General features: G+C 30.1%; 18 protein-coding genes and 1 tRNA gene. 17 read left to right on the top strand and 2 right to left on the bottom strand.

What is annotated here, in order from left to right:
- Positions 1-24 precede the first annotated feature (24 nt).
- From acsE to hisJ, 11 genes are all read left to right on the top strand, one after another.
- Positions 25-831 carry a carbon monoxide dehydrogenase/acetyl-CoA synthase methytransferase subunit gene (gene acsE, locus IR152_RS02935; protein WP_227450324.1) on the top strand — a complete coding sequence of 269 codons (807 nt, stop codon included), beginning with the start codon at positions 25-27 and terminating at the stop codon, positions 829-831.
- Positions 832-888: 57 nt separating this feature from the next.
- Complete coding sequence (gene acsB, locus IR152_RS02940; RefSeq protein ID WP_227450325.1) at positions 889-3,015, top strand: acetyl-CoA decarbonylase/synthase complex subunit alpha/beta; 2,127 nt, start codon at positions 889-891, stop codon at positions 3,013-3,015.
- A gap of 86 nt (positions 3,016-3,101) precedes the next feature.
- Positions 3,102-3,479 (top strand): glycine cleavage system protein GcvH, encoded by a 378-nt coding sequence (gene gcvH, locus IR152_RS02945; RefSeq protein WP_003418363.1) that lies wholly within the window; start codon positions 3,102-3,104, stop codon positions 3,477-3,479.
- Between the two features lie 110 nt (positions 3,480-3,589).
- Positions 3,590-5,518 carry a corrinoid activation/regeneration protein AcsV gene (acsV, locus tag IR152_RS02950; protein ID WP_227450326.1) on the top strand — a complete coding sequence of 643 codons (1,929 nt, stop codon included), beginning with the start codon at positions 3,590-3,592 and terminating at the stop codon, positions 5,516-5,518.
- Positions 5,519-5,542: 24 nt separating this feature from the next.
- The gene (locus tag IR152_RS02955; RefSeq protein ID WP_227450327.1) at positions 5,543-6,415 is read left to right on the top strand and encodes a radical SAM protein; all 873 of its coding nucleotides are present in this window, start codon (positions 5,543-5,545) and stop codon (positions 6,413-6,415) included.
- On the top strand, positions 6,412-7,350 hold the full coding sequence (locus IR152_RS02960) for a radical SAM protein (protein WP_227450328.1): 939 nt from the start codon (positions 6,412-6,414) through the stop codon (positions 7,348-7,350). Before IR152_RS02955 ends, IR152_RS02960 begins: the two co-directional genes overlap by 4 nt.
- 46 nt (positions 7,351-7,396) lie before the next feature.
- Positions 7,397-8,212, top strand: a complete 816-nt coding sequence (locus IR152_RS02965) for a biotin/lipoate A/B protein ligase family protein (RefSeq protein WP_227450329.1) — start codon at positions 7,397-7,399, stop codon at positions 8,210-8,212.
- Positions 8,213-8,361: 149 nt separating this feature from the next.
- Entirely contained in the window at positions 8,362-8,553 is a 192-nt protein-coding gene (locus IR152_RS02970) for a CooT family nickel-binding protein (RefSeq protein WP_003418375.1), read from the top strand.
- 18 nt (positions 8,554-8,571) lie between these two features.
- Positions 8,572-8,988, top strand: coding sequence for a DUF3842 family protein (locus IR152_RS02975; RefSeq protein ID WP_003418377.1), 417 nt, complete (start codon positions 8,572-8,574; stop codon positions 8,986-8,988).
- Between the two features lie 15 nt (positions 8,989-9,003).
- Positions 9,004-9,354: a hypothetical protein gene (locus tag IR152_RS02980; RefSeq protein WP_003432237.1), complete on the top strand. Its 351-nt coding sequence runs from the start codon at positions 9,004-9,006 to the stop codon at positions 9,352-9,354.
- Positions 9,355-9,893: 539 nt separating this feature from the next.
- Positions 9,894-10,673, top strand: a complete 780-nt coding sequence (gene hisJ, locus IR152_RS02985; protein ID WP_227450330.1) for a histidinol-phosphatase HisJ — start codon at positions 9,894-9,896, stop codon at positions 10,671-10,673.
- A gap of 286 nt (positions 10,674-10,959) precedes the next feature.
- Here the strand turns inward: hisJ and IR152_RS02990 are convergent, their stop codons facing one another.
- The gene (locus tag IR152_RS02990) at positions 10,960-12,057 is read right to left on the bottom strand and encodes a pyridoxal-phosphate-dependent aminotransferase family protein (RefSeq protein ID WP_227450331.1); all 1,098 of its coding nucleotides are present in this window, start codon (positions 12,055-12,057) and stop codon (positions 10,960-10,962) included.
- Between the two features lie 291 nt (positions 12,058-12,348).
- Between IR152_RS02990 and glpK the strand changes: the two genes are divergently transcribed.
- Together glpK and IR152_RS03000 are read left to right on the top strand one after the other, a co-directional pair.
- Positions 12,349-13,875 carry a glycerol kinase GlpK gene (glpK, locus tag IR152_RS02995; protein ID WP_227450332.1) on the top strand — a complete coding sequence of 509 codons (1,527 nt, stop codon included), beginning with the start codon at positions 12,349-12,351 and terminating at the stop codon, positions 13,873-13,875.
- Positions 13,876-13,915: 40 nt separating this feature from the next.
- Positions 13,916-15,031 (top strand): ethanolamine utilization protein EutH, encoded by a 1,116-nt coding sequence (locus IR152_RS03000; RefSeq protein ID WP_227450333.1) that lies wholly within the window; start codon positions 13,916-13,918, stop codon positions 15,029-15,031.
- 451 nt (positions 15,032-15,482) lie between these two features.
- On the opposite strand, the gene IR152_RS03005 is transcribed toward IR152_RS03000, so the two are convergent.
- Positions 15,483-16,247 (bottom strand): DeoR/GlpR family DNA-binding transcription regulator, encoded by a 765-nt coding sequence (locus tag IR152_RS03005; protein ID WP_227450334.1) that lies wholly within the window; start codon positions 16,245-16,247, stop codon positions 15,483-15,485.
- A gap of 258 nt (positions 16,248-16,505) precedes the next feature.
- On the opposite strand from IR152_RS03005, the gene IR152_RS03010 reads away from it, so the two are divergent.
- The 4 genes from IR152_RS03010 (at position 16,506) to IR152_RS03025 (ending at position 18,791) form a co-directional block, all read left to right on the top strand.
- Positions 16,506-16,596 (top strand) — tRNA-Ser (locus IR152_RS03010).
- Between the two features lie 88 nt (positions 16,597-16,684).
- The gene (locus tag IR152_RS03015) at positions 16,685-17,473 is read left to right on the top strand and encodes a flagellar motor protein (protein ID WP_227450335.1); all 789 of its coding nucleotides are present in this window, start codon (positions 16,685-16,687) and stop codon (positions 17,471-17,473) included.
- A 20-nt stretch (positions 17,474-17,493) separates the two neighbouring features.
- A complete protein-coding gene (locus IR152_RS03020; protein WP_227450336.1) occupies positions 17,494-18,222 on the top strand; it encodes a flagellar motor protein MotB in 729 nt (242 codons plus the stop codon).
- A 194-nt stretch (positions 18,223-18,416) separates the two neighbouring features.
- A complete protein-coding gene (locus tag IR152_RS03025) occupies positions 18,417-18,791 on the top strand; it encodes a hypothetical protein (RefSeq protein WP_227450337.1) in 375 nt (124 codons plus the stop codon).
- Positions 18,792-19,134: the final 343 nt, after the last annotated feature.

Consider the following 19,134-nt stretch of genomic DNA (forward strand, 5'->3'; position numbering starts at 1 on the left):
TAAATTTAAAGGGGGACATTATAAATGGAAAAATTTATGATTATAGGTGAAAGAATACACTGTATATCACCTTCAATAAGAAAGGCATTAGCAGAAAGAGACCCAGCTCCAATCTTAAAAAGAGCTAAAGAACAGTTAGAAGCAGGAGCACATTATATAGATTTTAATATAGGACCTGCTGAAAGAGATGGCGAAGAAATAATGACATGGGGAGTTAAATTACTTCAATCTGAGTTCAACAATGTTCCTATAGCATTAGATACAGCTAATAAAAAAGCTATCGAAGCTGGACTTAAAGTTTACGATAGAACTAATGCAAAACCAATAATAAACTCTGCTGATGCTGGTTCAAGATTTGATTTAATAGATATAGCAGCTGAATATGAAGCAATGGTTATAGGCTTATGTGCAAAAGAAGGTATCCCAAGAGATAATGATGAGCGTATGGCTTACTGCCAAGAAATATTAGAAAAAGGTTTAATGTTAGGAATGGAGCCAACTGATATACTATTTGACCCACTATGCTTAGTTATAAAAGGTATGCAAGAGAAACAAGTAGAAGTTTTAGAAGCTATAAAGATGATGACTGAAATGGGACTTTTAACTACAGGAGGATTATCTAATGTATCTAATGGATGTCCTAAGCATGTTAGACCTGTTTTAGATAGTGCATTCTTAGCAATGGCAATGGCTAATGGATTTAGTTCAGCTATAATGAATCCATGTGACCCAGAATTAATGAAAACTGTAAAATCTTGTGACATAATCAACGGGGCATCTTTATATGCAGACTCTTTCTTAGAGTTAAATGAAGGTGGATTTGCTTTCTAGGGTTTTTAGGGTATAGTTAATAAAAAAATAGGTATAAATATTAAAGGGGGAAATAGAATGAATCTATATAATATAATCTTTACAGGGTCAGAACAAGCTTTAGGTGCAGCTCAGGCTATGTTAGCCGAAGCTATAGAAAAAAATGGAAAAGAGCATAAAGTTGCTTTCCCTGATACAGCATACTCATTACCTTGTATATATGCTGCAACAGGACAAAAAATGAATACTTTAGGGGACTTAGAAGGTGCTTTAGGAGTAGTAAAATCTTTAATAAATAGAACTCATTTATTAGAACATGCTTTTAATGCTGGTTTAGCTACAGCTTTAGCTGCAGAAGTAATTGAAGCATTAAAATATTCAACTATGGATGCTCCATATAGTGAGCCATGTGCAGGTCATATAACTGACCCTATAATCAGATCACTTGGTGTACCACTAGTTACAGGAGATATACCTGGTGTTGCAGTTGTTCTTGGTGAGTGTCCTGATGCTGAATCAGCAGCAAAAGTTATAAAAGATTATCAATCTAAAGGTTTATTAACTTTCTTAGTTGGTAAAGTTATAGACCAAGCTATAGAAGCTGGAGTAAAAATGGGTCTTGAACTAAGAGTTATACCTCTAGGATACGATGTAACTTCTGTTATCCACGTTGTATCTGTTGCAGTAAGAGCAGCGTTAATATTCGGTGGATTAACTCCTGGTGATTTAAACGGATTATTAGAATACACAGCTAATAGAGTTCCTGCATTTGTTAATGCATTTGGACCACTAAGTGAATTAGTTGTATCTGCAGGTGCTGGAGCAATAGCTTTAGGATTCCCAGTTGTAACTGACCAAACAGTTCTTGAAGTTCCAATGAACTTATTAACTCAAAAAGATTACGATAAGATAGTAGCTACTTCATTAGAAGCTAGAGGAATAAAAATAAAAGTTACTGAAATACCTATCCCAGTTTCATTTGCAGCAGCATTTGAAGGTGAGAGAATTAGAAAGAGCGACATGTTTGCTGAGTTTGGCGGAAACAGAACTGAAGCTTGGGAACTTGTTGTTAAGAAAGAAGCAACTGAAGTTGAAGACCATAAGATAGAAATAATAGGACCAAATATAGATGAAGTTGATGCAGATGGTGTGCTAAGATTACCACTTGCTGTAATAGTTAAAATAGCTGGTAAAAACATGCAAGAAGATTTCGAGCCAGTTCTTGAAAGACGTTTCCACTACTTCTTAAACTATATAGAAGGTGTAATGCACGTTGGACAAAGAGATATGGCTTGGGTAAGAATCTCTAAAGATGCATTTGATAAAGGATTTAGACTTGAGCATATAGGAGAAGTTTTATATGCTAAGATGTTAGATGAGTTTGAATCAGTTGTTGATAAGTGTGAAATAACTATAATTACAGATGCTGAAAAAGTTTCTGAATTAAAAGGTGAAGCAATAGCTAAGTACAATGCTAGAGATGAAAGATTAGCTTCACTAGTTGATGAAAGTGTTGATACTTTCTATTCTTGTAACTTATGTCAATCATTTGCACCAGCTCACGTTTGTGTTGTTACTCCTGAAAGACTTGGTCTTTGTGGAGCAGTTAGCTGGTTAGATGCTAAGGCTACTAAAGAATTAGACCCAACAGGTCCTTGCCAACCAATAGAAAAAGGCGAGTGCTTAGATGATAGAACAGGTGTATGGAATTCAGTAAATGAAACTGTAAACCAAATATCTCAAGGTGCAGTTGAATCTGTTACATTATACTCTATACTAGAAGACCCAATGACTTCTTGTGGATGCTTCGAATGTATCTGTGGTATAATGCCAGAAGCAAATGGATTTGTTGTAGTTAACAGAGAGTTTGCAAGTGTTACTCCAGTTGGTATGACTTTTGGAGAACTTGCTTCTATGACAGGTGGAGGAGTTCAAACTCCAGGATTCATGGGACACGGAAGACATTTCATATCTTCTAAAAAATTCGCTTATGCAGAAGGTGGACCAGAAAGAATAGTTTGGATGCCAAAAGAATTAAAAGATTATGTAGCTGATAAATTAAATGCTACAGTTAAAGAAATGACTGGAATAGAAAACTTCTGTGATATGGTTTGTGATGAAACTATAGCTGATGATTCTGAAGGAGTATTAGCTTTCTTAGAAGAAAAAGGTCATCCAGCATTAGCTATGGAAAGTGTAATGTAATTGATGGAAAATTTAAAATAGTGTGATATAATATTAATATGATTTAAATAATTTAATCAATAATATAATATTGGGGGTCTATCGAAATGAAATTATTACCAGAATTAAAATACTCTAAAGATCATGAGTGGGTAAAAGTAATTGATGGAGATGTTGTATATATAGGTATAACAGACTATGCTCAAGATCAATTAGGAGAAATATTATTTGTTGAAACACCAGAAGTAGAAGATACTGTAACTAAGGGAGTTGATTTTGGAGTAGTTGAATCTTCTAAAGTAGCTTCTGATTTAATATCTCCTGTTAATGGTGAGGTATTAGAAGTTAATGAGAAATTAGAAGATGAGCCAGAATGTATAAATGAAGACCCATACGAAAACTGGATATTAAAAGTAAAACTAGCTGATGTGGCTGAACTTGATACGTTATTAAGTGATAAAGAATACGAGGCTGGATTAGAATAATTAAAGATTAGGATATTATTATAATTGGGGAAAGTATAGTAAAATTTGAGTGCACGCAAATTTAGCTATACTTTCCTTTTATAATATATAGAACAAATTGGGAGGATAATATGATAAAAGTAATTTTTACACCAAACAATAAAGAAGTTTATTGTAATGAGGGGGATATATTGCTAGAGGTTGCAAGAAATGCAGATATATTTATAGACGCTCCTTGTAATGGAAATGTGTCTTGTGGTAAATGTAAAGTAAAATTATTGAATGGAAAGGTTGATACAGAAAAAACAAGACATATAACGGATGATGAGTGGGAACAAGGCTATATACTAGCTTGTTGTACAAAGGTAATTTCAGATATAGAAATTGAAGTTCCTTCTAAAGTATCATCTTCTATGCATGGTATGAAGATAGAAGGTGGTAACAAAAAAGAAGATAGAGAAATATTTGAAAGAGCCAAAAAAATAATTGAAGAGCATAACCTTCAATTTAAAACAAATATAAAAAAGAAATACATAGAAATGGAAGAGCCAAATTTAGATGATAATATAAGCGATGTAGATAGACTGGAGAGATACGTTAGAAATAATCTAGGATATAATGAAATAGATTTTAGGTTGGATATACTTAGAAAGATGCCAACCGTATTTAGAAAGAGCGATTTTAAAATTACAATAACATATGTTCAAAAACAAAAGAAACTTACAATCATAAATATAGAAGAAGGAAATAAAGAAAATTCCTTATATGGAGTTGCAATAGATATTGGTACAACTTCAGTAGTTGTATGTTTAGTAGATTTATATTCAAAAGAAGTAGTAGATAAAGCATCTTCTGGAAATGCACAGATAAAATATGGAGCAGATGTTATAAATAGAATTATATATTCAACTAAAAAGAATGGATTAGAAACACTTCACAAAGCTATAGTTGAGGAAACTATAAACCCTCTATTAAAAACAATATACGAAAGAAATGGAATAAATAAAGAGGATGTAGTTACGTTAGTAGCTGCTGGAAATACAACTATGACAAGCTTATTCTTAGGTGTGTATACAGACTTCTTAAGACAAGAGCCTTACATACCTCCATTTTTGAAATCTCCAAAACTTATGGGGGAAAATGTGGGTCTTTTCGTAAATGACAGTGCATATGTGTACTTAGCTCCATCTGTTGCAAGTTATGTAGGAGGAGATATAACAGCAGGTGTACTATCAGCAGGTATATGGTCAAGTGAAGAAAATGTTTTATTTATAGATTTAGGAACTAATGGAGAGATAGTATTTGGAAATCAAGATTATATGATGAGTTGTGCGTGTTCAGCAGGACCTGCCTTTGAGGGTGGAGGTATAAGCTGTGGAATGAGAGCATCAGCAGGAGCAATAGAGAAAGTAACTATTGATAAAGAAACTTTAGAGCCAACATTAAAAATTATAGATGAATGTGTCCCAGTTGGTATATGTGGTTCTGGTATAATTGATTTAATCTGCCAAATGATTACTAAAGGTGTAATAGATAGAAGAGGTAAGATATATAGGGATTTGGATAATAAGAGAGTTAGGTTTAATGAGCATGAGATAGGAGAGTATGTATTAGCATTTAAGGAAGAGTTTGATTTAGAAAATGATATAGTAGTCAATGAAGTTGATATAGATAACTTCATTAGAGCTAAAGGAGCTATATATTCAGGTGCATATACTCTTGTAGATAGTTTAGGCATGGACTTTAGTATATTAGATAGAGTTTATATAGCAGGTGGTATAGGTAATAACTTAGACATAGAAAACTCAATAATTATAGGATTACTTCCTGATATTGATAGAGAAAAATTTACTTATATTGGAAATAGTTCGCTTGTTGGTTCTTACTTAGCTCTTATAAGTAAAGATGCAAAAAATAAGCTTGAGGAAATAGGTAATCAAATAACTTATGTTGAACTTAGTGTATATCCAAGTTATATGGATGAATTTATATCTGCATGTTTCTTACCACATACGAATATAGAGCAGTTCCCAACAGCAAAGAAATTACTGGAAGAGTAAAATGTACTTGAAAAGGAATAAACTATGAATAAGAATATATCTGAAAAAATGAAAATAGCATTTGATATTAAATTAAAGAATTTTGGAAATAAAATAGAGTTTGCTTATCCTAATCAGACACTAGCTCTTAGTACTACAAGTAATCAATGTAATTTGAAATGTGCTCATTGTAATGGTCACTATTTAAACAATATGGTGCCAATAGAAGAATATGAGGAAAAAGTACAATCAAGGAATATAACTAGCTTTCTATTGAGTGGCGGATGTAGTTATGACGGTGATGTTCCAATGAGTACTCATATTCAGACTATTAAAAGGTTAAAAGAACAAGGGTACAGGTTGAATGCTCATTTAGGTCTTATGGATAAAGGTAGTATTATAAAGTTGTGTAAGTATTTAGATATAGTATCTTTTGATTTAGTCTTTGATAAAGAGACTATAAGAGAAGTTTATAAGATGGAAAAAAGTAAATATGATTATATTGAAGTTTATAATACAATAAGAGAAAATACAGAGGTAGCACCACATATATGTATTGGTTTAAAGGGAGGGCAAATAAAGGGTGAATATGAAATTATAGAATACCTACAAGAAAATCCTCCTAATAAACTTACATTTATAGTACTTATTCCAACGAAAGGAACTGAGTATGAAAATGTAGAACCACCTAAATTAGAAGGGGTAGCAGATATTCTGTGTGAAGCCAGAATTAATTTGCCAGATACTGAAATTAATCTAGGGTGTATGAGACCAAGAGGATTGTATAGAAAAGAGCTAGACCAGCTATCTATAATGTGTGGAGTCAATAAAATAGTACTACCATCAAGGTCTGCTAAGAATAAGGCTATAGAAATGAATATGACAATAACTGAGTGTAAGGAGTGTTGTGTTTTATGATTAGATTATCATCTGGGACAGCAATAGAACTTGGAATACTAAACAAAAAAAGCGATATACCTCCTACTACAGCGTATATAATGATTGGAGAAAAATGTATAAACAAATGCAGTTTTTGTTCTCAATCAATAGAAAGCAGTACTAGAAAAGATAAGTTATCAAGAGTAGTTTGGCCAGAGTTTTCTAAAGAGGACATATTAGATGCTTTAAAAACTTATAAAGGAGAAAATATAAAGAGAATATGCATTCAATCAATGGCAAGTGAAGAAGCACACAAGTCTGTTTTAGATTTTATAAACTATATAAGTGGTAAGATAGATATGCCAATTTCATTATCTGCAAAATTAGAAAATAATGAACAGATAAATAAGTTTTTTTCAGCAGGAGTAGATAAAATAGGAATAGCGATAGATGCAGCAAATAAAGAATTGTATGAAAAAATAAAAGGAAATAATTATGATGAAAAATTAAAATTTATAACTGAAATGTCAAAAGCATATCCAAATAAAATAAGTACTCATATAATAGTTGGTATGGGTGAAAGTCATGAAGATATATACAACTTATATACTTATTTAAAGGAAAATAATATAACGATTAGCTTATTTGCATTTACTCCAGTTAGAGGAACTAAAATGGAAAAAGTAAGTCAGCCAAAGATAGAAAGTTATAGAAGGGTACAATTAATGTCTTATATGATAAATAAAGGTTATTCGAAAGAGTACTTTGAATTTAAAAATGGATACTTAGATAGTATAAAACTTGACAATGATATTATAAAAGACATAAACAAGGGTTATCCTTTTGAAATAAGAGGATGCAAGGACTGCAATAGACCATACTATAATGAAAGACCAGGAAGTACTATATACAACTATTCAAGACCTTTAAATCAAAGTGAAATAGACTTAGCAATAAGAGAAATAAATTTGTAGAGGATTTCTAGGATATATTTATACTAAAGATGGGGGCGTAATAATCATGAATCAGTGGAGAGTTATAAATAATAAATCATATGATGGTGCAATGAATATGGCAATTGATGAAGCTATATTTACTGCATATAAGAAGGGACATAATAAGCCAACTCTTAGATTTTATACATGGAAGCCAGCTTGTTTGAGTATAGGATATTTTCAAAGATTGGAAGACGAGATAGATTTGGATAAGTGTAGATGTATGAATATAGACTATACTAGAAGAATTACAGGGGGAAGAGCTGTATTACATGATAATGAGTTAACTTATAGTATAATTATAGGAGAAGATAATCCTTTAATTGATAAGAGTATCAACTTATCTTATAGATATATAAGCGAAGGTCTAGTTAAAGGATTGAATTTAAGTGGTATAGAAACAGATAATTTAAATAAGGGCGAGAGAATAAGTAGGGAAAATCTATCAGCTGCATGTTTTAATGCACATGCATCATATGAAGTTACTATTAATAATAAGAAGGTAATTGGAAGTGCTCAAAGCAGAAAAGACGGCGTTTTATTGCAACATGGTTCAATAATACTGGATTTTGATGTAGAAAAATTGTTTAAACTGATAAAAACTAAGACGCCAGAATTAAAAAAAAGGGCTATGAAATTTACAGCTAAGAAGGCTAGTGGAATAGAAAATGAACTTGGTAGAAAAATAGACATAGATATTCTACAGGAAAACATAGTAAAAGGATTGGCTGAACAATTTAATGTTGAGTTTGTAGAGGGCGATTTGACTGATTACGAGAAGAAATTAGCTGAAGAATTATATGAAAAATACAAGAATGAAGAGTACAATAAAAAGCGTTAACTTTAATTGACTTTATATAAATTAAAGTGATATACTTAAGGTATAATAATATACGAAAATTGAAATCATGAAGGTTTCTTTGGTGTATTGAAATACCTAAGGAAATCTTTTTTTGATTTTTAATAAAATCATATTAGGAGGAGATTTATATGTGTGAATCATCAGCTTTCATTTGCAAAAGTAATAATGAGTTAGAAAAGGTTATGGAAAATGTGGTTAATATAGACCCTTGTGATGGAAAGATTTATTTAACTGATTTATTAGGAGAGCAAAAGATAATAGATGGGATAATTAAAGAAATAAGATTGATGGACCATAAGATAATAATACAAGAAAATTAATTAATAGGGGAATTTCATATGATAATAGCAGTGATAGATGGAATGGGTGGAGGTATTGGAGCCCAGATAGTTTCTTCTTTGAGAGAAGAGTTACCTACATATGTAGAAATTTATGCACTAGGGACTAATTCTATAGCAACTAGTTCTATGATGAAGGCTCATGCTAATAAAGGAGCTACAGGGGAAAATGCTATAGTAGTATCAGCTAAAAAAGCAAATATAATAGTTGCACCTATTTCTGTAATAATACCTAATTCTATGATGGGAGAAGTTACTTGCAATATAAGTGAAGCTATTGCAGACAGTGAGGCACTGAAGATACTTTTACCTATTATGCCAGAAAATGTGGAGTTAGTTGGATTAGAAGGTAAACCATTAGCACTACTTGTAAAAGATTCTGTAAACCTTATAAAAAAAGAGTTTAATATAAAATAACAGGGGGAATAACTAATGATTTTTGATAAAGAGATTGTAAGATATCATCATGGACATCATGACCATGACCACTGCCACGAACATACTCATGGAGATATATGTCATGAACATCCACATGACCATGCTCACGACCACGACCATGAACATAGTCATGAGGAATCATCAGAGTCTAAGGATGAAAAAACTTTAAAAATACTTTTAGTACATTGGATAAATCACAATGAAACTCATGAAGAAGGATTTAGAGAGTGGGTTGAAAAGGCTAGAGCTATTGGAAAAGAAGAAACAGCAAAGAGTATTGAAAAGGCTATAGAGTATATGGAAGAAGCTAATAAAATGTTGTTAGAGGCTAAAAAACATATGTAAATATAATTAATCGCTTATACGTTTGATATAAGCGATTTTTATATTTTGTGATGTTTAATTATTAAAAATTTTATCTAAGGGGTTGTCTCAAGATGGATGTAAGCCTCCCTTTCATTGTTGAAATGATAAAAATATATCTAATTTCATGCAAAAAAGAGTATATCATGAACTAAAAAGTTTATTTTGAGATATTTTCTGTAATATACTTTAATGAGTAAATTTTATTACAAGATTGGATTATTTAATGTTAAATAATTATATATTCTTTAAATACTGCAAAAGCTTCATCAAACAATTTGAGTTATTTGATTAATTATATATTGAGTATTACTATTTAAAGATAGTATTAATGTTAAGTTAAAAAATAATATTAATGTTAAGTTGAAAATAGTACTAAAGATAAGATACTTAAAAGGCAGTTTAAAATTACTCTAATATTAGATATAATAAAAATTAGCATGATTAAAAATATTATTTTGAAGTTAAAAAATTTATGCATTTATATTAGATTTTTTCTTTAAAAAAGGAGTGAATTATTTATGAAAGATGGTCATATACATTCACCTTATTGTCCTCATGGAAGTAAGGATGATTTTGAAAAATATGTACAAAGAGCAATGGATGTTGGAATAACAGAAATGACATTTACAGAACATTTTCCGTATGCAAATGGATTTAGAGACCCTGCTCCTGAAAATGATAGTTGTATGAGTATTGAAGATTTACCAAAGTATTTTAATGATGTCAAGAAGTTGAAAGAAAAGTATGAGGGTAAAATCAAGATAAATGTTGGGTCGGAAGTGGATTTTATAGAAGGATATGAAGAAGGGATAAAGAATAATTTAGATAAATACGGAGAAGAGTTAGAGGATTCTCTCTTATCAGTACATATAATTAAAATTGATGATGATTATTATTGTGTAGATTACAGTGTAGAAGAGTTTCAAAATTTAATCGACAAGTTAGGTAGTGTTGAAGCTGTTTATAATAAGTACTATGAAACATTGATAAAAGCTGTAAATTCAGATTTAGGGATACATAAGCCAAAAAGAATAGGTCATTTAAATTTAGTTAGAAAGTTCAATCAGGTATTTCCATACGATTATGTAGGAAACAAAGTACTTGAAGATTTAATAAAGTTAATCAAAGAAAAAGGTTATGAGCTTGATTACAATATTTCTGGAAATAGAAAAGAGTACTGCAAAGAACCTTATATAGATGGATACTTATTGGAGTTGGTAAAAAAATACGATGTTCCATTAGTTTTAGGTTCAGATTCTCATTGTGCAGAGGAAATAAATAACTACGATATTGTTTAGATATATTCACATAAAAGGCTGTAGATAAATTTGTATAAAATAAATTTATCCACAGTCTTTTGTAAATTTAGATGATTTAAAATAACAATAGAATTTAAGAAAAATAATAATAAAATTTAAATAAAGTAATTGTATTGAAATAAAAAGATTTGAGATAAGGGTGGACTTTATATATTAGAGTTCGCCCTTATATAAAAATATAAAATTTAAGTTATTTTAGGAAAATTTTAAAAAGTAAGTATATTTAACTTATACTGATATTTTTCAGGATTTTATAAATAAACTTTTACATAGCTTTTTCTATCTCTAATTTTGATTTTAAAATATCTAAGAATTTATAACAATCTTCTGGATATATTTCCCCCATATTTGCAACTTGGAATATGTTGGCATCTAAGAATTTACCTTTTCCTGGATAGACAACATAACCATTTTCTTTTTCTAGACCTAGTATAAACTCATTTACATTGATTTCTTTAGGTAGAAATACAGATGTAACTGTATTAGACATATACTTATCTGGAAGTAAAAATGTTAGACCCAATTCTTCCATACCATTCCTTAAAATAGCAGAACATTCCTTATATCTTTCTATTTTACTGTCATCTTCCAAAAATTCAGTTAAAGCTTCATTAAGGGCAAATATTAAAGTAACATTAGGTGTATTTGGTGTTTGAGAAGATGATTTAGCAACTTTATAGTGTTTATAAAGATTAAGATACACATTTTTACATTGATTTTCTTTAATATTTTGTAAAACATTTTCTTTAGCACAAAGATATGCAGAACCTGGAAATGCTCCAAGAGCTTTGCCGCCAACACCTGTTATTATATCTATGTTAAACTCTTCCACATCAATATACTCACCTGCTGAGGCACTTATTGCATCTACAAAAAATACTTTGTTATACTTCTTAGCAAGTTTTCCTAGTTCAGGGACTGGATTTATCATTCCTGAACTAGTTTCATGGAACACCATAGCAATTACTTTTATATCAGAATTTTCAATTATGTATTTTTCTAAAATGTCTAGGTCTGGGTATTCTGCCCATTCAAAATTAGGTTTGTATGTTTTTACATTATAAGTAGATAATATTTCTTCTAGCCTTTCTCCAAAAACACCATTACTAACTAGCAGAACAGCATCTTCTTTGTCAAAGATAGAAGATAGTACACATTCATTTACAGATGTTCCAGATCCAGATACAACTAATGAGTAGTAATTAGAAGTTGCATTATATAATTTATTGATTTTTTGTTGTGTATCCCTAAATAAATCCATAAACTCGTTTCCTCTATGGCATATATCATAGTGAAGAAGCGAATTTCTGACTCTATCTGTAACCATTACTGGTCCAGGGCTAAATAGATATGTTTTTTTCATTGTAAAACCTCCTTAAAAGTTTAATTTAAATTTTTGAATGACTGTTTATGTGTATATATTAAAGTATTATGTGTTATTTTAACTAGATTATAGAATAATACAATAAATATTGCAATAATATTTTAATAAAAATATCTTTTAAATTATTATAATTAAAAAAACCAAAAAATATTGTAATAAATATTGTATAAATACACAGAATGATATAAAATATAAATAACTTGAATAGATTTTATATTCAAAAAATAAAAAAGAATTTATTAATTCTGAAAATAAAGGGGGACGTTTAAAGTGAAATATGTATTAGCAATTGACCAAGGAACAACAGGAACAAGAGCAGTATTAATAAACGAAAAATCAGAGTTTGTTTTTAGCGATTATATGGAACATACTCAAATATATCCACAATCTGGATATGTTGAACATGACCCTATAGAAATTTGGAATAATACAAAAACTGTAAGTAATAATGTATTACAACAGGCTTTTGAAAATGGAATCAATGAAAGTGATATAAAAGGAATTGGTATAGATAATCAAGGTGAGACGGTAATGTTGTGGGATAAAAATACAGGTATGCCACTTTACAATGCTATTGTATGGCAGTGCAGAAGAACTTATGATTATGTGGAAAATTTAAAGAGGATACCAGGTTTAGAAAATAAAATAATAGATAAAACTGGACTAATTATAGACCCATATTTCTCGGGTACAAAAATTAAATGGATAATAGATAATGTAAAAGGTGTAAAAGAAAAAATTAAAAGTGGAGAAGTGCTTGCAGGAACATTAGATAGTTGGTTAATATGGAAAATGACAGGAGGAAAATCCTTTTTAACTGATGTATCTACAGCAGCAAGAACAATGCTTTTTAATATAAGAGATATGGATTGGGATAGAGAGTTACTTGACATTATAGGAGTACCTAGAAGTATTTTAGCGGATATAATGCCTACTAGTGGTAATTTTGGAACTACAGATAAGGAGTCATTTTGTGGTGTTTCTATAAAAATTACTGCCTCAATGGTAGACCAACCAGCAGCTTTGTTTGGTAATGGATGTTTTGAACCAGGAATGGTTAAAAATACTTATGGTACAGGATGCTTCTTATATATGAATATAGGTGAGGAGCTAAATGTAGCAGGTAATGGTATCTTGACAACTGTTGCTTGGAAGATAGGAGATAAAGTTACATATGCTTATGATGGTGGAGTGTATATAGCAGGTGCTGCAATACAATGGCTTAGAGATGGAATTGGAGTTATAAAAAATTATTCAGAAACTGATGACATGGCAAACTCTATATCAAGTACTGGAGGTGTATATTTTGTACCAGCATTTGCAGGTATAGCAGCGCCTTATTGGGACCAATATGCTAGAGGTACAATGGTTGGGATAACAGGGAGTACTAAAAAAGAGCATATAGTAAGAGCAACTCTTGAGTCTGTTGCACTTCAAGTCAAGGACGTTGTTGATTCCATGAACTTAGCTTCAGGGAAAAAAATAAAAATGTTGAGAGTAGACGGTGGAATTACTAAAAATAACTTTACAATGCAATTTCAATCTGACATATTAGATATACCAATTGAAATTGCAGAAAATACTGAAACGACAGTACTTGGTGTAGGTTATATGGCAGGTCTTTCGTGTGGTGTTTGGAATAGTATTGATGAAATCAGAAGTGAATTTACAATAAGTAAAAAATATATCCCAAATATGACTAAACACAAAAGAGAAGAGATATTACTTGGATGGAATCAAGCAGTAAAAAGAGCTATGAATTGGGAAAACGATACCAAAAAGGTATGTGCTAATTGAGTTACAATAAAGTATTTTACATGTATAGGAGGAATTAAAAATGCCCTTTGATAAAATTATATTATACATAATGGCTATGGGAGTGCTTTTAGGAGCATTAGATAGAATAATTGGGAATAAATTTGGACTTGGAGAGCAGTTTGAAGAAGGGTTTAATTCAATGGGACCATTGGCATTAGGAATGGTTGGCATAGTTTGCTTATCTCCAGTCATTTCAGATGTATTAGGTCCTGCAATAATACCAATATTCAATCTCTGTGGAGCTGACCCATCTATGTTTGCGACTATTTTAGCAAATGACATGGGAGGGTATCCATTGGCTGTGGAACTTGCTCATAATAAAGAGGCAGGAATGCTTGCAGGATTGGTTGTGTCATCCATGCTTGGGTGTACATTAGTATTTTCAATACCAGTAGGATTAGGTCTTATAGAATATGAGGACAGACCATTTTTTGCAAAAGGATTATTGATAGGGTTGATAACAATACCTTTTGGGGGAATTGTAGGAGGATTAATAGCAGGATTTAATTTATCAATGGTAATTATAAATATGATACCAGTGATAATACTGGCAGTAATATTAGCGGTAGGTTTAAAATTGAATTCTACACTTATGATAAATGGGTCATTAGTTTTTGGAAAATTTATATCTATATTGATAACAATAGGATTGGGAGCATCAGCATTTCAAGAAATAACAGGTATAGTACTTATAAAAGGAATGACACCTATAAGAGAAGGGATTCAAGTAATTGGAAGTATTGCAATAGTATTATTAGGTACTTTTCCAATATTACATTTATTAGTTAAAGTTCTTAATAAACCACTTACAATGGTAGGTGGAAAATTAGGTATGGATGCTACTAGTGCAGCAGGGTTAGTCTTTACTTTAGCTAATAGTATTCCAGTGTATAAAATGATGAAAAGTATGAGTCCAAAAGGAAAAGTGGTAAATACTGCATGGTTAGTTTGTGCTACAGCAGCTTTGGGGGACCATTTAGGATTTACAGCAGGAGTAGTTCCAGAGATGATTACACCTGTTGTAATTGGTAAATTGGTTGGTGGAATATTGGCAATTGCACTTGCCATGCTTATGACAAAAGATTTAACTTTAGAAGAAGAACAAAGTATTAAAATGAAGAAAGATGCAGTGTAGAATAAGTAATCCTTGAGTCAGGTTTAAGTTGTTTTAAATTAGGATTTTAAATAACTAAAAATAAATTGAAAAGCCAAATAACTATAACCTGTTTTCTTATCACCTTTTATTTCTATATCAGTAAATGCTCGATGGTAAGTTAAGTAAAAAAGATAATAAAATAACTAAAAATGATAAATTGAGTAAACTGGTAATCGAATAACTGAAATGATAAATTAAGTAAACTGGTAATCAAATAACTAAAATGATAAATTAAGTAAACTGGTAATCGAATAACTAAAATGATAAATTAAGTAAACTGATAATCGAATAACCGAAAATGATAAGTTAACTGAAAGTAGTTACGTAATTAAAAATATAAAGCATTGTCTAAGTATAAATGGAGCTAAATAAATAATTATTTGGCTCCCTAATTTTAATTTATTACATCAAGGAACTAAAATCATAGAAGCTAATTATCAGCTATGACCAGAGGTATTCCTTTTTGAGAAAATTCTATTATTGTATTATGGTCTATACTAGCAGATGTAATAATAGTATCTATATGTTCTATAGGAGCTACTGATGCGAATGAATTTATACCAAACTTAGGAGGCTCAACAACCACTATAGATTTTCTAGACCTTTCAATCATTTTTTTCCTAACAAGTGCTTCTTCTAAGTGATAGTCAGAGATACCATTTTCAAGAGTTATACCTCCAGCACCTAAAATAGCCTTATCGACATTAAATTGTTCTATAGCTGATAGTGTAAGCGGACCAGAAAAAGAACCTTCAGTTTCTCTAAGATAACCACCAAGTACATATACTTTTATATTAGTATTCATAAGTTCATTTGCAACTAAAATTGAGTTGGTTATTACAGTTAGATTTTTTTTGTCTTTTAAATTTTTTGAAACTTCAAGGACAGTAGTTCCAGTATCCATAAAAATAGTATCATTTGTATTTATAAACTCACTACATTTAATAGCAATCTGTTTTTTATCATTTGAGTTTATTTTTTTTCTTTTAACGTAGTTGAGTTCTACACTACTTGCTATAACTGGTATAGCACCACCATAAACTCTTTTTAAAAGACCAATACTCTCCATATGAGCTAAATCTCTTCGTGCAGTTTCTATTGATATATCAAACATTTGAACTATGTCATTTATTTTAATTATATTATCTGATTCGAGAATACTTAAAATCTTCTCGTATCTTTCCTGTGGTAACATAAAATATCCTCCTTGGATTAGTATTATTTTAGTTTTTGCATAACTTACAATTAAGTTAAGATTTATGTATATTTGTTAATGTATGTATATTTATCAAATAATATTATAAGTACTATGCAAGATAATTTTACCATATTTGAAACTTACATTTAAGTAAAAAAGTAAAAATAGATATTTAATAATTCAAAATAACTTAAATTTTATAAAATAATTGACTAAAATATAGTTTTATTATATAATTTAATAGTATAGAAATCTGGAGAAGTACTCAAGTGGCTCAAGAGGATCCCCTGCTAAGGGATTAGGCTGGGTAACCGGTGCGAGGGTTCGAATCCCTCCTTCTCCGCCAATTATTGAAGGCTATTCTTGTTAAAGATAGTCTTTTTATAATGTCTATAAATAATTCGATATGTATAACTAAAGAAAGGAGGGAATAGATGATAACTTTAATTTTTTTCATAGTGGGGATAGTATCTTTAGTAGTTGCTTTTATCATTGACGGAGGGCATGTTGGAGCATTATTTGTGTTTTCATCAGCACTAGTTGTTTTTGGTGGAACTATAGGAGCTGTTGGGGCTTCAACGCCATTTCCAGTGTTTAAAAAGTCTATAAAGATAATGTTATTAGCTTTTAAAAATAAAAGACCTAATAATATAGAAAATATAATATATTTCAAAGAAATTGCAATCAAAGCTAGAAAAGAGGGGCTTCTTAGCATTGATAAAGAAATAAGCGAGAATGATGATTTAGACCCTTTTATTAGAAAAGGTCTTGAACTTATGGTAGATGGAGTGGATGCAGTTACTATAAGAAACATATTGGAATCACAGATACAGATAACATCAAAACGACATAAAGAAGGAATAGCAATTTTTGATTCAGCAGGGGGATATGCACCTACACTGGGGATAATAGGTACAGTTATGGGGCTAGTACATATTTTAGGTAATCTTTCAAGTAATCCAGATGCGTTAGGACCTCAAATTTCTGTTGCGTTTTTGGCTACTTTATATGGTGTTGGTTCTGCCAATTTAATATGGTTACCAATAGCATCAAAACTTAAGGCTATAAATCAACAGGAAATAAGCGAAAGACTTTTGGTGATAGAAGCAATACTATCTATACTTGAGGGTGATAATTCTAATTTAATGACAGAAAAATTAAAAATATTTTTAAATTCAAAAGAATTAGTCGAACTTGAAGAAACTGATGTTAAAGCTGAATAATATAAAAGGATGGAATATTTATGTTGTATGATGAAGATGAAAAAGAAGAAAATAATGAGCGATGGCTTTTAACTTATTCAGACCTCATAACACTACTTATGATTTTCTTTGTCATAATGTATTCTATGAGTAATGTTGATGCAGAGAAATATAAACAATTATCTCAATCTCTAAATTCTGCGTTTGGTGGGTCTGCTGGAGTTATTGAAGGTGGTAATAGCAAAATAGAACCAGGAAGTGATAATTTAGATAGTTTACAAAATGTTGAATTTAAAAAAGTTGGTGAGGAAATTCAGAAGTATTTAAATGAAAATGGTATGGCTAATTCAGTATCACTAAAAGTTCAAGATAGAGGACTAGTAATAAGACTTAAAGATACAATACTATTTGATACTGGAAAATCAATTGTAAAGGATAATTCTAGAGATAAGATTATTCAAATTGGTAAGATGTTAAATGAAATGAATAGTTACATGAGGGTAGAAGGTCATACAGACAACATGTCTATAAAAAATTCTGAGTTTAAGTCAAACTGGGATTTATCAGTTATGAGAGCAACCAATGTTGTTCAACTTCTTATTGACAATGCAGGTATATCACCAGATAAATTGTCTGCTGTAGGATACGGTGAATTTAGACCAATAGCAGAGAATTCATCTGAAGAAGGTAGGTCAAAAAATAGAAGAGTCGATATAGTTTTAGTTGATAGTAAATATGATAATGTAGAAAATGTTGCAAAAAATAAGTAGTTAAATAAGCTATCTCAATACAGAATTATTTCCAAAAAGAGATGGCTTTTTTATGCGAAAATTAAAAATAGATGAATAGTAATTTACCTTTTTGTGAGAACATATGGTATCTTAATATAATATTAACTTAAATATATAATATTTAAATAATGTAAAAGCTCAATTAAAAAAATTTATAGAGGGTGAGGAAATAAGTGGGTAATAAAAATAAAAACGCAAAATATAAAGATAAAACAAGAGAAAGGTATAATAAAAAGGTTGAGAATTTAAATAAAGAAAAACTAAAGGAAGCTAATAAACAATCTAGGAAAGTAGATAAGATTGATGATATTATTAATAAATCTAGTATTGTACTATGTGTACTTCTAGTAGTGTTTTCATTACTTTATTTATTTAAGTTGGTTCAACTTAATATAATAATGATACTTTTAGTAGTTACAGTAGCTATTCAACAAGGATTGGTAACATTTGGTGCATTTAGAAATAAAAATTATGCAAAAGCTTTATTTTCAATATTTGTAATTGTATGTTTCTTAATTGCTTTTAAATATGCTGTAAATCCTGTTTAAATTTATCAATAAACGTTCTATAATTAATATAAATAGTGAAGCTACAGTTTTAATGCTATCATAAATTTTATAATTTGAATGGTTATATTTTATGAATAGGTGTAAGTTTACAAAATTAATTATCACATCAATGATTGTTTTACTACTTACAGCATGTAGTTTAAAAAAGTAAGATAGAATATGAAAGAGATTTTGATATTTTAACGAATCCTTTAGAATATATTAATGATACATATGGACGTAATGCTGGTGGCAATAGATTATATGCAGGGGTACTATATTAGTAAACTATCATTTATCCGTGAAGATATAAGTGACGAAATTAAAAAATAGCTCAAGATAT

Origin of the sequence: Clostridioides sp. ES-S-0108-01, from assembly GCF_020662285.1 — a bacterium.
In the GTDB taxonomy this organism is placed as follows: Bacteria; Bacillota; Clostridia; order Peptostreptococcales; family Peptostreptococcaceae; genus Clostridioides.

Excerpts from the sequence above, each read along its gene's own strand:
- IR152_RS03015 (WP_227450335.1), top strand. The coding sequence starts at position 16,685 with ATGATAACTTTAATTTTTTTCATAGTGGGGATAGTATCTTTAGTAGTT.
- IR152_RS03020 (WP_227450336.1), top strand. The coding sequence starts at position 17,494 with ATGTTGTATGATGAAGATGAAAAAGAAGAAAATAATGAGCGATGGCTT.
- acsB (WP_227450325.1), top strand. The coding sequence starts at position 889 with ATGAATCTATATAATATAATCTTTACAGGGTCAGAACAAGCTTTAGGT.
- IR152_RS02965 (WP_227450329.1), top strand. The coding sequence starts at position 7,397 with ATGAATCAGTGGAGAGTTATAAATAATAAATCATATGATGGTGCAATG.
- IR152_RS02990 (WP_227450331.1), bottom strand. The coding sequence starts at position 12,057 with ATGAAAAAAACATATCTATTTAGCCCTGGACCAGTAATGGTTACAGAT.
- acsE (WP_227450324.1), top strand. The coding sequence starts at position 25 with ATGGAAAAATTTATGATTATAGGTGAAAGAATACACTGTATATCACCT.
- acsV (WP_227450326.1), top strand. The coding sequence starts at position 3,590 with ATGATAAAAGTAATTTTTACACCAAACAATAAAGAAGTTTATTGTAAT.
- IR152_RS03000 (WP_227450333.1), top strand. The coding sequence starts at position 13,916 with ATGCCCTTTGATAAAATTATATTATACATAATGGCTATGGGAGTGCTT.
- IR152_RS02980 (WP_003432237.1), top strand. The coding sequence starts at position 9,004 with ATGATTTTTGATAAAGAGATTGTAAGATATCATCATGGACATCATGAC.
- gcvH (WP_003418363.1), top strand. The coding sequence starts at position 3,102 with ATGAAATTATTACCAGAATTAAAATACTCTAAAGATCATGAGTGGGTA.
- hisJ (WP_227450330.1), top strand. The coding sequence starts at position 9,894 with ATGAAAGATGGTCATATACATTCACCTTATTGTCCTCATGGAAGTAAG.
- IR152_RS02975 (WP_003418377.1), top strand. The coding sequence starts at position 8,572 with ATGATAATAGCAGTGATAGATGGAATGGGTGGAGGTATTGGAGCCCAG.
- IR152_RS02960 (WP_227450328.1), top strand. The coding sequence starts at position 6,412 with ATGATTAGATTATCATCTGGGACAGCAATAGAACTTGGAATACTAAAC.
- IR152_RS02955 (WP_227450327.1), top strand. The coding sequence starts at position 5,543 with ATGAATAAGAATATATCTGAAAAAATGAAAATAGCATTTGATATTAAA.
- IR152_RS03005 (WP_227450334.1), bottom strand. The coding sequence starts at position 16,247 with ATGTTACCACAGGAAAGATACGAGAAGATTTTAAGTATTCTCGAATCA.
- IR152_RS02970 (WP_003418375.1), top strand. The coding sequence starts at position 8,362 with ATGTGTGAATCATCAGCTTTCATTTGCAAAAGTAATAATGAGTTAGAA.